Genomic DNA, 14,344 nt, shown 5'->3' with positions numbered 1-14,344 from the left:
CGGGCTTCATGGCAACAACACTCCCCTCCCCGCCGAAGATCGGCATGGTCTCGCTCGGCTGTCCGAAAAACCTCGTCGACAGCGAGCGGATCCTCACCCAGCTGCGCGGTGACGGCTATCACATGTCCCCCGACTATGCCGGTGCCGACATCGTGCTGGTCAACACCTGCGGCTTCCTCGACTCCGCCAAGGAGGAGAGCCTCGAGGCGATTGGCGAGGCGATCGCGGAGAACGGCCGCGTCATCGTCACCGGCTGCATGGGCAAGGAAGCCGACGCGATCCGCGCGCGCTTCCCGCAGGTCCTCGCGATCACCGGCGCGCATGAGTACGAGCAGGTCGTCGGCGCTGTCCACGAAGCGGCACCGATGCCGCCGTCCGCATTCCTCAACCTGATCCCCGACGCCGGCCTGAAGCTGACGCCGCGCCACTATAGCTATCTGAAGATCTCGGAGGGCTGCAACCACCGCTGCTCGTTCTGCATCATCCCGTCCTTGCGCGGCGATCTCGTCAGCCGCCGCCCCGACGCGATTTTGCGCGAGGCGGAGAAGCTCGTCGAGGCCGGCACCAAGGAACTGCTGGTCATCAGCCAGGACACGTCGGCGTACGGCGTCGACCTCCGCCACGCCAGCTGGCCGGTGAAGACCGGCGGCCCGATGTCCCGCAACGAAGCCCGAGACGTCCGCGCGCACATGACCGACCTCTCGCGCGAACTCGGCAAGATCGCGCCGTGGGTTCGGCTTCACTATGTCTACCCGTATCCGCACGTCGACCACGTCATCCCGCTGATGGCTGAAGGCTTGGTACTGCCGTATCTCGACATCCCGTTCCAGCACGCCGCACCATCGGTGCTGCGCCGGATGAAGCGCCCCGGCAACGACGCGAAAGTGCTTCAGCGCATCCATAACTGGCGGACGATCGCGCCCGACATCACGATCCGCTCGACTTTCGTCGTCGGCTTCCCCGGCGAGACCGAGGAGGATTTCCAGTATCTGCTCGATTGGCTCGACGAGGCGCAGCTCGACCGTGTCGGCGCGTTCCGCTTCGAACCGGTCGAAGGGGCGGCGGCGAACCTGCTGCCCGACCACGTGCCCGAAGAACTCAAGGAAGAGCGCTACGCCCGCATCATGGAAAAGACCGCGGCCATCTCCGCGGCCAAGCTGCAGGCCAAGATTGGCCGCACGCTGGACGTGATCATCGACGCGGTCGACGAAGAAGGCGCCACCGGCCGCTCACAGGCCGACGCGCCCGAGATCGACGGCGAAGTGTTCCTCCGCGATTCCGGCCACCTGACGGTAGGCGACATCGTCCCGGTCACGATCGAAGACGCCGACGATCACGACCTCTACGGCGTTCCCGTTTAATTAGCTGTTCCCCCGCGAAAGCGGGGGTCCAGGAATCTCGAACAATCCCGTTCGTAATCCTGGACTCCCGCGTCCGCGGGAGAACGGCTAAGTTCGCGAGTCCGTCAGACGACGTTACGCCCGGTGAACAGCTTCACCAGAACGACGATGACCGCGATCACCAGCAGGATGTGGATCAGTCCGCCTGCAACATGGAAGGCGAAGCCTGCCAGCCAGAGGATCAGCAGGATGACGGCGATGGTATACAGCATGGTTGTGTCCCCTAAGACGTGAAAAGGCTCCCGGTCGGACGATGAAACGTGCGTGTAACACGGCGTGTTCCGTCAACATTTCTGCCCTAGCCTAACCCCTTCAACCGCCACGGAATAAAAATCACGGCGTTGCGCGCGCACGCCGGTTCTGCTTCGTTGGGCGCATGATCCTCCGCCTCCTCGCCGTCGCCGCGCTGCTCCCGGCCCCCGCCATCGCGCAATCGCTCACCCCCGCGGAAACCGCACAGATCGACACGCTGGTCACCGGCGCGCTCGGCGACACCGGCGTCCCCTCGGCCTCGATCGCCGTCGTCCGCGGCGGCCGGATCGTGTTCGCCAAGGCGTACGGCAAACCTTCCGAAACGATCGCCAAGGCCGACCCGAAACTTCCCTACCAGATCGCCTCGATCTCGAAGCAGTTCACCGCCGCCGCGATCCTGTTGCTTGAGGACGAGGGCAAGCTGAGCCTCGACGACACCGTCGCGAAATACATCCCCGGCATCACCGGCGGCGACCGGATCACGATCCGCCAGTTGCTCAGCCACACCTCAGGCCTGCAGGATTACTGGCCACAGGACTACAGTTTCGCGGCGATGGCCAAGCCCGTCACGCCGCAGCAGATCGTCGATCTCTGGGCCAAGAAGCCGCTCGATTTCCAGCCCGGTACGCAGTGGCAATATTCCAACACCGGCTACGTCGTCGCCGGGCTCATCGTCGAGAAGGTCGCACACCAGCCACTCCTCACCTTCCTCCAGCAACGCATCTTCAAGCCGCTCGACATCCGCGCGCTCGATCAGGACAAGGCAATCGGCAAGGCCTACCCGCAAGGCTATGGCCGCTTCGCGCTCGGCCCGGTCCGCCCCGAAACGCCGAGCGCGGACGGCTGGCTCTACGCCGCCGGCGAACTCTCGATGAGCGCCGAAGACCTCGCCAAATGGGACGTCGCCCGCCTCAACCGCACCACGCTCCCCGCCGACGACTGGGCCACGCAGGAAACCCCCGTCAAACTCGCCGACGGATCTAGCAACGGCTACGGCCTCGGCGTCTTCACCGGCAGCGCGAACGGCCGCCGCTACGTCGAGCACAGCGGCGAAGCGGTCGGCTTCCTGTCCGAGAACACCGTTTATCCCGACGACAAGGCGGCCATCGTCGTCCTCACCAATAGCTGGTTCAGCGACGCAACGGGCCGCATCGCCGCGGGCGTCGCCAAGATCGTCCTGCCCACCGCACCCGCCAATGCCGAGGACACCGCCGCGCTCGCCCGAGCCCGCGCCGTCTACGACCAGCTCCGCACCGGCACGCTCGACCGCAAAGGGCTGACTGAAGACGCGAACTATTACTTCAAGCCGGTCGCGCTCTCCGACTACAAGACCAGCCTCGGCGCACTCGGCGAGCCCACCGCATTCGCACAAACCGGCAAGACCCGCTTGCGCGGCGGCTTCGTCAACCGCACCTACCGCATCACCTATCCCGACCGCACGCTCTCGCTCAGCACCTATGCCGAGCCCGGCGCGAACGGCCGATACGAACAACTTTTGGTGGCGCCCGCACAATGACCGACTTCGCTTCGATGCTCCAACCCGACCGCGGCCAGCCCGCGCGGACGATCCACGTCGTCGAGCCCGACGCGTATGAAAGCTGGCTCGCCAAACAGTCGCAGCGCATCCGCACGACGATCGCCGCACACCGGCTGACCGGCAAGCCCGGCGACCGCGCGGTCCTGCCCGGCGAGACCGCGGACGACTGGTCGATGCTGCTGGTCTGCAACGAAGCCGTCACGTCCCCCTGGCGGATCGCCTCGCTCGGCGCGTCGCTGCCTGCGGGTACCTACCGACTCGCGGAAGGCCCCGTCGGCGCAGCCGGGCTTGGCTGGATGCTCGCCCAGCACCAGTTCACACGGTACGTTAAGCCCGACGCGACCGGCCCGCGCGTGCTCCTGACCGCGGACGCCGCACACATCGACGAGACGGTTCGCCTCGCCGAAGCCACCGCGCTCGTCCGCAACCTCGTCAACACCGGCGCCTCCGACATGGGGCCCGCCGATCTCGAAGCCGCTGCCGAGACGCTCGCCAAACGCCACGGCGCGACCGTCACGACCACGCGCGGCGATGCGCTCGCGACCGGCTACCCGATGATCCACGCGGTCGGCCAGGCCGCGAGCAAGGACCGCGCGCCTCGCCTGATCGAACTCGAATGGGGCGACCCGTCGCACCCCCGCATCGCGCTGGTCGGCAAGGGCGTCACGTTCGACACCGGCGGGCTCGACATCAAGCCGTCGGCCGGCATGCGACTGATGAAGAAGGACATGGGCGGCGCGGCGCATGCCCTGGCGCTCGCGAGCCTCGTGATGGCCGCCAAGCTTCCGGTCCGCCTCCATCTCCTGATCCCTGCTGTGGAAAACTCGATCGCCGGCAACGCCTTCCGCCCGGGCGACGTGCTCGCCACGCGCAAGGGGCTGACGGTCGAGAACACCAACACCGATGCCGAAGGTCGCCTCGTGCTCGGCGACGCACTGACCAAGGCGGGCGAGAGCGATCCCGAGCTGATCCTCGACTTCGCCACGCTCACGGGGGCAGCGCGCGTCGCGCTCGGCCCCGATCTGCCGCCGATGTTCACCGACGACGAGTCGCTGGCGGCGGACCTGCTCGCATGCGGGCTGGAACAGAACGACCAGATGTGGCGGCTACCGCTCTGGAACGGGTATGATGAGATGCTGAAGTCGGACATCGCCGACATGGTCAACGCACCCGATGGCGGGTTCGCCGGTGCGATCACCGCCGCGCTGTTCCTGCGCCGGTTCGTGCCGAAGACCGCGGCGTGGGCCCATCTCGACGTGTTCGCGTGGCGCCCGTCCGCCAAGCCGGGGCGGCCGAAGGGCGGCGAAGCTTACGCCCTCCGCGCCGCGTTCGCGATGTTGAAGACAAGGTTCTCGCTTAGCTAACCCGTTCCCCCGCGGAGGCGGGGGGCCAGGGTCACGAACGTCAGCCTGTGAGATCCTGGGCCCCCGCCTCCGCGGAGGAACAAGCTGATGCTTGGGACAGCGCAAGCGAAGACGACATCACCCCGTCGCAAACTGCCCGAACGGCAGCAACTTGTCCGCCAGAGCCTTCGTCGCATTCGCGTCGCCAGCGCGCAACGGCACCAGCACTGCCACCGCAGCTTTCCGCACATACCCGTCAATTGCGGTCGGCGTCGGCGCCTTACTCGCCGTCTCCACCAGCGCCCGTCCCCGAGCATCATTCGGATCAAGCTCCAACCGCAACAACCCGGCAAGCCCGGCAAACATCGCGCGGTTACCACCCAGTGCCACCGACCGATCCAAAGCCTCGAACCCGGTAGCCTTCTGCGCCCCCGCGACCGCACGCCCGACGAACCGCCCGAGCTTCGCGATCACCCCGACATGCCATGCGCCAAGCGCAGCCTGCGCCTCCGCATTGCGCGGATAACGGACGACCAGCGCCTCATATTGCTTCCGCGCGGCGATCGCCTCGCTTCGGTTGCCGAGCAGCTTGGCGCGATACCCCTTCGCCATCGCCTGCATGATCGCGGCCTCGGCGTCGTTCGGCGAACGGCTCAGCGCCTGCCCCGCCGCCGCCGCCGCCCGGTCGATCCGCGCCAGCGCGACATTGCGATCGCGGTCGACGAACCCGGCCTGCGTCAGCAACTCACGCGGCGTCTCCGCTCGCGCCGCGATCGGACACAGGACGGCGCTCGCGATCAGCGAGGCACTCACGCAACCGGGGAACCACTTGGCCATATCCACCCTCGTACCGCAGTTGTTCGATCGACGACCCAGCCGTCGAATCAGTTAACCAACCATAAGACCGCCATGTTTATCGAGACTTAACACGCCGCGCCGACGATCTTGATCACAAACGTCCAGATCAGGATCAAGATCGACCGGAACGACCGTCACAGTCCCGCGGCAGCCTCGATGATCGGCACGAACTTTTCCGCGGTCAGGCTAGCACCACCGACCAGCGCCCCGTCGACGTTCGGCGTATCGAGAATCGACGCCGCATTCGCGCCCGTCACCGACCCGCCGTACAGGATCCGCACCCCCGCCGCCGCGTCGCCGATCAGCATCCGCAATTTCGCGCGCGCGATCGCATGGATCGCAGCGATCTCGTCCAGCGTCGGCGTACGTCCCGTGCCGATCGCCCAGCGCGGTTCATAAGCCAGCGTGAACCAGCTGCCGTCTGCATTGTCCGGCACCGACTTCTCGATCTGCGCCTGCACCACGCGCTCGGCACGGTCCGCGTCCCGCTCCGCCTCTGTCTCGCCGCAGCACAGGATCACGTTCAGCCCCTGCCGCCGCGCCGCCGCCGCCTTCGCCCAGGCGTCGTGGCTGGTCTCGTGCTGGTCCGCACGTCGCTCCGAATGGCCGACGATCGCAAACGACGCGCCGACTTCCTTGACCATCGACGCCGACACGCACCCGGTATGCGCGCCCGAATCCGCCTCGTGGACGTCCTCCGCGCCGATCGCCAGCCCTGGCACGCGCTGCGACGCCGCGTCGATCAGCGTGAACGGCACCGCCACCGCGACGTCAACGCCTGGCGCCGCAGCCGCTGCCGCAGCGATCGTATCGAGCTCGGCCAGCGCCGCGCGCGACCCATTCATCTTCCAGTTTCCGGCTACAAGCTTACGCCGCATCGTCATCTCCCGCATGTTTTGACCAGCGATAGCGCAGCACCCGCCCCGCACAACCCCAAGCAACGTTGCGCGCCCGACTTGAAGAGCCGCCCTCGCCCCCGTAAAGCAACCGCGTTCCCATCCCTGTCGATCGGCTGTCCATGCTCGCTTTCTTCCGCCGCCTTACCCATTCGAAGGTCGGCGTGATCATCACGTTCCTGGTACTCGGCGTGATCGCGCTAGCGTTCGCGGCGGGTGACGTCACCGGGCTCAGCTCGATGACCGGCGGCGCCGGAATCACCGGCGGCGACGTCGCCAAGGTCGGCAAGGCGGACGTCACCGCGAACCAGCTGAAGACGCAGGCGCAGACCGAGATGGAGGGCTTCCGCCAGCAGCAGCCGACGCTCGACATGGCGACCTTCGTCAACCAGGGCGGCTTCGACGGCACGCTCGACCGGATCATCTCCAGCATGGCGCTCGAGCAGTTCGGCCGTGCGCAGGGCATGGTCGTCAGCAAGCGCGCGATCGATGGCCAGATCGCCAGCATCCCCGCGCTGCAGGGCCCGACCGGCAAGTTCGACGAGAATCTCTACCGCCAGGTGCTCGCGCAGCGGAAGCTGACCGACGCGCAGATCCGCAGCGATATCGAGCGTGACACCTTCGCGCAGCAGCTGACGCTGCCCTCGAACGGCGCGACTCAGGTCGCCAGCCAGCTCGCGCTGCCCTACGCATCGCTGCTGCTCGAAAAGCGCACCGGCACGATCGGCTTCATTCCTGCCGCCCTCGTCCCCGCCGGCCCCGCGCCGAGCGATGCGGACCTCAATACCTTCTATCAGCGCAACATCGCTCGCTACACTGTCCCCGAGCGCCGCGTCGTCCGCTACGCGATGATCACGCCCGAGGCCGTCAAGGCACAGGCCGTCCCGACCGACGCCGAGATCGCCAAGACGTATCAGCAGGACAGCGCCCGCTACGCCGCGACCGAGAAGCGTGACATCACGCAGGTCGTCGTCGCCGACCAGGCCGGTGCCGCCGCGATCGCCGCCAAGGTGAAGGGTGGCACCAGCCTCGCCGACGCCGCTCGCGGTGCCGGTCTCGAAGCCTCGACCCAGACCGGTGTCGAGAAGGCCGCCTATGCCGGAACGACGTCCGCGCAGGTCGCCGATGCCGTCTTCGCTGCCGCCGGCGGTGCAGTAATCGGCCCGGTCCGCACGCCGCTCGGCTGGACCGTCGCCAAGGTCGACAAGGTCGAAAAGGTCGCGGCCCGTTCGCTCGATCAGGTGCGTGGCGAAATCGCTGCCGCGCTCGGTATCCAGAAGTCGGCCGAGGCGCTTTCGTCGATCCACGACAAGATCGACGATTCGCTGTCGAAGAACGCGACGTTCGACGAAGTCATCGCCGACCAGAAGCTCGCGGCTGTCACCACGCCCGCGCTGATCGCCAGCGGAATCAACCCCGACGATCCCGCCAGCAAACCCGACCCTGCGCTTACGCCACTCGTCGCCGCCGCGTTCCAGGCGGCCGATGGCGATGGCCCGCAGTTGGTCCAGGTCGGCACCGATGGCGGTTTCGCCGTCGTCGCGCTCGACCGCGTCGTTCATTCCGCCCCGCGTCCGCTGGCACAGGTTCGCGCCGCGGTGCTCAAGGACGTGACTGCCGATCGCGCTCGCCAGGCCGCCCGTCGTGTTGCCGGCGAAGTGCTCGCGCGCATCAACAAGGGCATGACGATCCAGCAGTCGCTGGCGCAGACCAAGCTGCCGATGCCGCCCGCACGCACGCTGACCGCCGCCCGTGCGCAGCTTGCCGCCGATCCGCGCGGTGCCCCGCCCGCGCTCGCGCTGATGTTCAGCATGGCGCCGAACACCGCCAAGACGCTGGCGGCGCCCGACGACAGCGGCTGGTTCGTCATCAAGCTCGACAACGTCCAGAGCGGCAACGCGACCGGTAACGACGCAGCAATCAAGGCAGCGCGCGGCAACATCGCCCGCTCGGTCGGTCGCGAATATGTCGAGCAGTTCGCCAAGGCGGTCCGGGCAGATGTCGGCGTGAAGACCAACCCGTCCGCACTCGCGCGCGTCCGTGCCGACCTGCTCGGCCAGGGCGGCGCCGGGAACTGATCGTATGACGAGCGCGCGTGAAGCCTTGGCCGAAGGGCGTCCCGCGCTCGTCTGGCGTCGTCAGGTCGCCGACACCGAAACGCCGGTCGCCGCCGCGCTGAAGCTCATCGAGCCTGGGCGTGGCGACTTCCTGCTCGAATCGGTCGAGGGCGGCGAGACCCGCGGTCGCCACAGCCTGATCGGCCTCGCGCCCGACCTGCTGTTCCGCGCGCATGGCCACAGCGCCGAGATCAACCGCCACTGGGCAACCGATCGCGAGACGTTCGAGCCATGCCCGGTCCCCACGCTCGATGCACTCCGCGCGCTGGTCGCCGAATGCCGCGCGGACGTTCCCGCGGAACTGCCCCGCGCGCTGGCCTGCCTGGTCGGCTATTTCGGCTATGAGACGATCGGCCTGGTCGAGACCCTGCCGCAGCCGCCGGTTGATCCGCTCGGCCTGCCCGACATGATCTTCGTACGCCCGACCGTCATCCTGGTGTTCGACCGCCTGACCGACGCACTGTACCTCGTCGCACCGGCCTGGCCCGATCCGGCACGCGATGCCGACGCGATAGTCACCGATGCCGAAGATCGTCTCGACGCGGTCGCCGCCAAGCTCGCCAGCACGCCCGTCCCCGCACCGATCCGCGCCGACGTCGCCGAGCCCGAATACACGCCGGCGCTGCCCGAAGGCCGCTACGGGGAGATGGTCGCCACCGCGAAAGACTACATCCTCGCCGGCGACATCTTCCAGGTCGTGCTCGCCCAGCGCTTCAGCACGCCGTTCGCGTTACCGCCGTTCGAGCTCTACCGCTCGCTCCGGCGCATCAACCCGTCGCCGTTCCTCTATCACCTCGATCTCCCCGGCTTCGCGCTGATCGGCTCGAGCCCCGAGATCCTCGTCCGCGTCCGCGACGACGAGGTAACCATCCGCCCGATCGCCGGCACGCGCCCGCGCGGCAAGACCGCCGCCGAGGACGAGGCGAACCGCGTCAGCCTCCTCGCCGATCCAAAGGAGCGCGCGGAACATCTGATGCTGCTCGATCTCGGCCGCAACGACGTCGGCCGCGCGGCGGCGCCGGGGTCGGTGAAGGTAACCGCCAGCTACAGCGTCGAGTTCTACAGCCACGTCATGCACATCGTCTCGAACGTCGTCGGCACGCTGTCCCCCGACAAGGACGCACTCGACGCGCTGTTCGCCGGCTTTCCCGCCGGCACCGTCAGCGGCGCGCCGAAAGTCCGCGCCTGCCAGATCATCGCCGAGTTGGAACCTGAACGCCGCGGTGCCTATGCCGGCGGGGTCGGTTATTTCTCGCCCGACGGCTCGATGGACTCGTGCATCGTGCTGAGGACGGCGGTGGTGAAGGACGGCACGATCCACGTCCAGGCCGGTGCGGGCATCGTCGCCGACAGCATACCCGAATACGAACAACGTGAATGTGAAGCTAAGGCTGGCGCGATCCTGGCGGCAGCACGGGAAGCGGTCAGCCGGGCGAAAGCTCCGGGTTTCGGTCAGTAGGCCCGCCCGATAACGCCACCCCGGCGAAGGCCGGGGCCCAATTGGGAAGGTCGCCGTAACAACACGCAACCTCGGTTAACACCGTCCCCCAATTTGGCCCCGGCCTTCGCCGGGGTGGTAGAGGCGGTTGCTCGACTACAACCACGCATCAACCGACGTTGATCAAATCAAGGCGTCGTGTTCGTCTCGCTAGCCGGCGCACGACGCTCCTGGGCATAGGCATTGTTCCGCGCCAGGAAGCAGCCGGACTGGCCTCCGGTCCCGACCGCCGAGCATGTATCCGGCAACCCGCCGGCAACACGCCCGAGCTGATCCATCGACGCCGCACGATTGACCCAGCTCTGGTTCTGCGCGGCGATCGGCCTGTCGTCGCGCAACTGCTTCGGAATGCGATACGGCTGGTCGAGCGTCGAACACACCACGACTTCGCCGGCCGTCGACTTCGGGCACGCCTGGTCCCCGGTCAGCGTCACGCTGCGAATGCGCTGCGGCGGCGTGTCCACCTGCGCCTCCTGCGCGTACGCCATGGCGGGGAATGCGATCAGTGCGGCGAGGACAGCGGTACGAAACATGGATCAGGCTCCTTTGAGCGAATAACGTCCGTCATGCAGCATTGCTCCGCACTGAATGATGGTCGCCTGCCCAGGCGATATAGGAACCGCCATCGCCGTTCGCGACCTTGCCAAGGACAATTAGCGCCCAACCGTCCCGGCCGAGCGCTGTTGCACCGCGCCCCGCATCGGCTATGGCGGCGCCATGATCCTCGTCGTCGACAATTACGACAGCTTCACCTGGAACCTCGTCCATTATCTGATGGAGCTTGGTACCGAGGTCGAAGTCGTCCGCAACGATGCGATCTCCGCCGGGCAGGCTCTGTCGTCGGGCGCGGACGCGTTCCTCATTTCCCCCGGCCCCTGCACGCCGACCGAGGCAGGCGTGAGCCTCGACCTGGTCGCCGCCTGCGCGGACGCCGGCAAGCCACTGCTCGGCGTGTGCCTCGGCCACCAGGCGATCGGCCAGCATTTCGGCGGCAAGGTCGAGCGCGGCGGCCTGATGCACGGCAAGACCTCGCCCGTCGTCCACGACGATACCGGGCTGTACGCCGGGTTGCCCTCGCCGTTCATCGCCACGCGCTATCACTCGCTGATCGTCAACGCGGTCCCCGACACGCTGGTCGTCAACGCGACCGCGCAGGACGGCACGGTAATGGGCTTCCGCCACAAGACGCTGCCGATCCACGGCGTCCAGTTCCACCCGGAAAGCATCGCCACCGAACACGGCCACGAAATGCTCGCGAACTTCCTCAAGATGGCGAACATTCCCCACCAACTCCCCTCCCGCCTGCGGGAGGGGTCGGGGGAGGGCCGCGCCGCATCCACGACCTCGGCTGGACAGGACGCCCCTCCCCTGACCCCTCCCGCAAATGGGAGGGGAATGTGACCACCACCACGCTCCTTCCCGACCCCAGCTCCCCCCTCTCGCGCGAATCCGCCCGCGAAGCGTTCGCCGACATCCTCGACGCCCGCGCCAGCGACGACGCCATCGCCACCTTCCTCACCGATCTCGCAACCCGCGGCGAGACCAGCATCGAGATCGCCGAAGCCGCGCGCGCACTGCGCAACCGGATGATCCCGATCGACGCCCCCGCCGGCGCGATCGACGTCTGCGGCACCGGCGGCGACGGCCACCACACCTTGAACGTGTCGACCGCCGTCGCGCTGGTCGTCGCAGCGTGCGGAGTCCCCGTCGCCAAGCACGGCAACCGCGCCGCCTCGAGCAAGGCCGGCGCCGCCGACACGCTGGAGGTTCTCGGCCTCGACATGCACCGCGCCGGCGCCACCGCGGAGGCAAGCCTCAACGAGATCGGCATCGCCTTCCTGTTCGCTGCCAACCATCACCCGGCGATGAAGCGCATCACCCCGATCCGCCAACGCATAGCCAAGCGCACCATCTTCAACCTGATGGGCCCGCTCGCCAACCCGGCCGGCACCACCCGCCAGCTCATCGGCATCGCCCGCCCCGACTACGTCACGTTCTACGCCGAAGCCCTCGAACAGCTCGGCACCGAAGCCGCGCTCGTCGTCTCGGGCGAAGAAGGCCTCGACGAACTGTCGGGCGCCGGCCCCAGCATCGTCGCCTCGGTCGGCACCGTAACGCTGCCCGCCAAAGTCGCCCCCGAAGACGCCGGCCTCACCCGCCACGCCATCATCGACATCCGCGGCGGCGACGCACGCCACAACGCCGACGCGCTCCGCCGCCTGCTGAAAGGCGAGACCGGCGCCTACCGCGACGCCGTCCTGCTCAACGCCGCCGCCGCCTTGATGGTCGCCGGCACCGTCCCCAATCTTGTCGACGGCGCGGCCAAGGCCGCCGCCGCCCTCGACACCGGCAGCGCCGACGCGCTGCTCGCCCGCTGGATCGCCTACTGACATGACCATGCTCGACCGTATCCTCGAGACCAAGCGCGCCGAAGTCGCCGCGCGCAAGGCAACGACCTCGCTCGCCGACATCGACGCGGGCATCGCCCGCATGTCGAAACCCCGCGGCTTCCGCGCTGCGCTCGACGCGAAGACCGGCTACGCGCTGGTCGCCGAGGTCAAGAAAGCCAGCCCCTCTAAGGGCCTGATCCGCGCCGATTTCGACCCGGTCGCCCACGCCCGAGCCTACGAAGCTGGCGGTGCCGCGTGCCTCTCGGTGCTGACCGACGAAAAGTGGTTCCAGGGCTCCGACGCCTATCTGACCGCGGCGCGCGACGCCGTTTCGATCCCCGTCCTGCGGAAGGACTTCATGGTCGACCCGTGGCAATCGACCGAAGCGCGCGCGATCGGCGCCGACTGCATCCTGATCATCGTCGCCGCGCTCGACGACGTGCAGATGGCCGAGATCGAGGCCTCTGCGTTAGAATGCGGGATGGACGTGCTGGTCGAAGTCCACGACGCGCACGAGATGGAGCGCGCGCTGAGACTCAAGTCGCGGCTGATCGGCGTCAACAACCGCGACCTGCGCGACTTCTCGGTAGACTTCCAGCGCACCTACGACCTCGTCGGCAAGGCGCCCAAGGACTGCACCTTCGTCGCCGAAAGCGGCCTGACGACGCGCGCCGAACTCGACGCGATGGCCGAACACGACATCCATTGCTTCCTGATCGGCGAAGCGCTCATGCGCCAGGCCGACGTCGAAGCCGCTACACGAGCGCTGATCGGGTGACCGGCCTGACCCATATCGACGAAGCCGGCGCGGCCCGCATGGTCGACGTCGGCGGCAAGGCGGTCACCGCCCGCGAAGCCATCGCCTCCGGCCGCATCACCATGTCCACCGAAGCCGCCGCGGCGATCGGCGCCGGCACCGCGAAAAAGGGCGACGTCCTCGCCGTCGCGCGCGTCGCCGGCATCATGGCGGCCAAGCGCACCAGCGACCTCATCCCCCTCTGCCACCCTCTCCCGCTGACCAAGGTGGAAATCGATCTCGTGGTGGACGAAACCGGCGTAACCGCCACCGCCACCGCCTCGACCGAAGGCAAGACCGGCGTGGAGATGGAAGCCCTGACGGCTGCCACGGTAACGCTCCTGACGATCTACGACATGGCCAAAGCGATCGACAAGACGATGGTCCTCACCGACATCCGCGTCCGAGCCAAGAGCGGCGGCAAATCCGGCAACTGGACCGCGTAACAAGGTACCCTCTCCCCAAAGGGGCGAGGGATAGACGCCGCAGGCGGCGAGGGTGAGGGCAAGCCAAGCACGACGCGCCTAGCTTGGGACCTCAATCGTCATCCACAGACCAGTCGTGGCTCTCCACGATCGTCGACTCCACCGGTCGCCCCGCCGCATCCAGCGACGGATCATACCGAAACCGCTGCTCGATCAGCCGGCACGTTAGAGTATCCAACACCCGGCTCCCGCTCGACCGAGTCACGCGGCACCCCGACACCCGCCCATTCGTCTGAACCAGATACCGCACGAACACCCGCCCCCGAATCCCGGTCTCAGCGGCTTCCCGCGGATAATCCGAGTCCCGCAACCGCCCGCTGCGCCACTCCGGCGGCGTCTCCTCGCCCCCACCACCGTCGCCATCGCCATACCCCCCGCTGCCGGTGCCATTACCGATCCCCCCACTCCCCGTCCCCGGCCCGCGCACATCCGAAGCGCCCGCCGTAGCCTGCGCCCCCACCCCAGCCTTCTCCGCAACGACGACAGGCGGCGGCACCACGACCGGCACCACCGGAGGCGGCGCCACCACCTCGGTAGCCTTCGACTTCAAATTAGGCGGCGACGCAGCCCCCTCCGGCTTGCGGCTAGGCGACGGTCGAGGCTTCACCTTCTCCTCGGGCGGCGGTGGCGGAGGCGGCGCCGCATCGAACACCTTCAACGCGTCGCTCACCGCCGCCGGCATCGTCACCACCAGCCCGTTGAGCAGCGCATAGCCAAGCACCCCCGGCAACAGGACCGCACCCACCGCCGCCCCGATCCTGTCTCTCGTCCG

At 67.8% G+C, this 14,344-nt stretch carries 14 protein-coding genes; 9 read left to right on the top strand and 5 right to left on the bottom strand.

From position 1 onward, the window contains the following. Positions 1–8: 8 nt before the first annotated feature. The gene (gene rimO / locus C8J42_RS08205; RefSeq protein ID WP_133019602.1) at positions 9–1,361 is read left to right on the top strand and encodes a 30S ribosomal protein S12 methylthiotransferase RimO; all 1,353 of its coding nucleotides are present in this window, start codon (positions 9–11) and stop codon (positions 1,359–1,361) included. Positions 1,362–1,465: 104 nt separating this feature from the next. On the opposite strand, the gene C8J42_RS08200 is transcribed toward rimO, so the two are convergent. Beyond that, on the bottom strand, positions 1,466–1,612 hold the full coding sequence (locus C8J42_RS08200) for a lmo0937 family membrane protein (protein WP_107954842.1): 147 nt from the start codon (positions 1,610–1,612) through the stop codon (positions 1,466–1,468). Between the two features lie 164 nt (positions 1,613–1,776). On the opposite strand from C8J42_RS08200, the gene C8J42_RS08195 reads away from it, so the two are divergent. Further along, positions 1,777–3,168 (top strand): serine hydrolase domain-containing protein, encoded by a 1,392-nt coding sequence (locus tag C8J42_RS08195; protein WP_133019601.1) that lies wholly within the window; start codon positions 1,777–1,779, stop codon positions 3,166–3,168. After that, a complete protein-coding gene (locus C8J42_RS08190; RefSeq protein ID WP_133019600.1) occupies positions 3,165–4,553 on the top strand; it encodes a leucyl aminopeptidase family protein in 1,389 nt (462 codons plus the stop codon). Before C8J42_RS08195 ends, C8J42_RS08190 begins: the two co-directional genes overlap by 4 nt. Positions 4,554–4,670: 117 nt before the next feature. Here C8J42_RS08190 and C8J42_RS08185 read toward each other — a convergent pair whose 3' ends face one another. Next, positions 4,671–5,369, bottom strand: coding sequence for a hypothetical protein (locus C8J42_RS08185; protein ID WP_133019599.1), 699 nt, complete (start codon positions 5,367–5,369; stop codon positions 4,671–4,673). Positions 5,370–5,524: 155 nt separating this feature from the next. Next, complete coding sequence (gene tpiA, locus C8J42_RS08180) at positions 5,525–6,274, bottom strand: triose-phosphate isomerase (RefSeq protein WP_207897102.1); 750 nt, start codon at positions 6,272–6,274, stop codon at positions 5,525–5,527. A 134-nt stretch (positions 6,275–6,408) separates the two neighbouring features. On the opposite strand from tpiA, the gene C8J42_RS08175 reads away from it, so the two are divergent. Then, positions 6,409–8,364 carry a peptidylprolyl isomerase gene (locus C8J42_RS08175; protein WP_133019597.1) on the top strand — a complete coding sequence of 652 codons (1,956 nt, stop codon included), beginning with the start codon at positions 6,409–6,411 and terminating at the stop codon, positions 8,362–8,364. A gap of 4 nt (positions 8,365–8,368) precedes the next feature. Continuing rightward, positions 8,369–9,862, top strand: a complete 1,494-nt coding sequence (gene trpE / locus C8J42_RS08170) for an anthranilate synthase component I (RefSeq protein ID WP_133019596.1) — start codon at positions 8,369–8,371, stop codon at positions 9,860–9,862. A 167-nt stretch (positions 9,863–10,029) separates the two neighbouring features. Here the strand turns inward: trpE and C8J42_RS08165 are convergent, their stop codons facing one another. After that, on the bottom strand, positions 10,030–10,434 hold the full coding sequence (locus C8J42_RS08165) for a hypothetical protein (RefSeq protein ID WP_133019595.1): 405 nt from the start codon (positions 10,432–10,434) through the stop codon (positions 10,030–10,032). Positions 10,435–10,618: 184 nt separating this feature from the next. Here C8J42_RS08165 and C8J42_RS08160 point away from each other — a divergent pair, with 184 nt between their 5' ends. The 4 genes from C8J42_RS08160 to moaC are packed head-to-tail and all read left to right on the top strand — an operon-like array spanning position 10,619 to position 13,533. Next, entirely contained in the window at positions 10,619–11,302 is a 684-nt protein-coding gene (locus tag C8J42_RS08160; RefSeq protein ID WP_133019594.1) for an aminodeoxychorismate/anthranilate synthase component II, read from the top strand. After that, on the top strand, positions 11,299–12,291 hold the full coding sequence (gene trpD / locus C8J42_RS08155; RefSeq protein WP_133019593.1) for an anthranilate phosphoribosyltransferase: 993 nt from the start codon (positions 11,299–11,301) through the stop codon (positions 12,289–12,291). Before C8J42_RS08160 ends, trpD begins: the two co-directional genes overlap by 4 nt. A gap of 1 nt (position 12,292) precedes the next feature. Next, on the top strand, positions 12,293–13,069 hold the full coding sequence (trpC, locus tag C8J42_RS08150) for an indole-3-glycerol phosphate synthase TrpC (protein WP_133019592.1): 777 nt from the start codon (positions 12,293–12,295) through the stop codon (positions 13,067–13,069). Continuing rightward, entirely contained in the window at positions 13,066–13,533 is a 468-nt protein-coding gene (moaC, locus tag C8J42_RS08145) for a cyclic pyranopterin monophosphate synthase MoaC (protein ID WP_133019591.1), read from the top strand. Before trpC ends, moaC begins: the two co-directional genes overlap by 4 nt. Before the next feature lie 91 nt (positions 13,534–13,624). Here moaC and C8J42_RS08140 read toward each other — a convergent pair whose 3' ends face one another. Then, complete coding sequence (locus tag C8J42_RS08140) at positions 13,625–14,317, bottom strand: energy transducer TonB (RefSeq protein ID WP_243644194.1); 693 nt, start codon at positions 14,315–14,317, stop codon at positions 13,625–13,627. Positions 14,318–14,344: the final 27 nt, after the last annotated feature.

Origin of the sequence: Sphingomonas sp. PP-CE-1A-559, assembly GCF_004340965.1 — a bacterium.
GTDB lineage: Bacteria > Pseudomonadota > Alphaproteobacteria > Sphingomonadales > Sphingomonadaceae > Sphingomonas.
Note: the sequence above shows the minus strand (reverse complement) of the source record. Positions and strands in the feature narration are given on the sequence as shown.

Coding starts and splice junctions, on each gene's coding strand:
- C8J42_RS08165 (WP_133019595.1), bottom strand. CDS start 10,434: ATGTTTCGTACCGCTGTCCTCGCCGCACTGATCGCATTCCCCGCCATG.
- tpiA (WP_207897102.1), bottom strand. CDS start 6,274: ATGACGATGCGGCGTAAGCTTGTAGCCGGAAACTGGAAGATGAATGGG.
- trpC (WP_133019592.1), top strand. CDS start 12,293: ATGACCATGCTCGACCGTATCCTCGAGACCAAGCGCGCCGAAGTCGCC.
- C8J42_RS08175 (WP_133019597.1), top strand. CDS start 6,409: ATGCTCGCTTTCTTCCGCCGCCTTACCCATTCGAAGGTCGGCGTGATC.
- C8J42_RS08185 (WP_133019599.1), bottom strand. CDS start 5,369: ATGGCCAAGTGGTTCCCCGGTTGCGTGAGTGCCTCGCTGATCGCGAGC.
- trpE (WP_133019596.1), top strand. CDS start 8,369: ATGACGAGCGCGCGTGAAGCCTTGGCCGAAGGGCGTCCCGCGCTCGTC.
- C8J42_RS08190 (WP_133019600.1), top strand. CDS start 3,165: ATGACCGACTTCGCTTCGATGCTCCAACCCGACCGCGGCCAGCCCGCG.
- rimO (WP_133019602.1), top strand. CDS start 9: ATGGCAACAACACTCCCCTCCCCGCCGAAGATCGGCATGGTCTCGCTC.
- C8J42_RS08195 (WP_133019601.1), top strand. CDS start 1,777: ATGATCCTCCGCCTCCTCGCCGTCGCCGCGCTGCTCCCGGCCCCCGCC.
- C8J42_RS08200 (WP_107954842.1), bottom strand. CDS start 1,612: ATGCTGTATACCATCGCCGTCATCCTGCTGATCCTCTGGCTGGCAGGC.
- C8J42_RS08160 (WP_133019594.1), top strand. CDS start 10,619: ATGATCCTCGTCGTCGACAATTACGACAGCTTCACCTGGAACCTCGTC.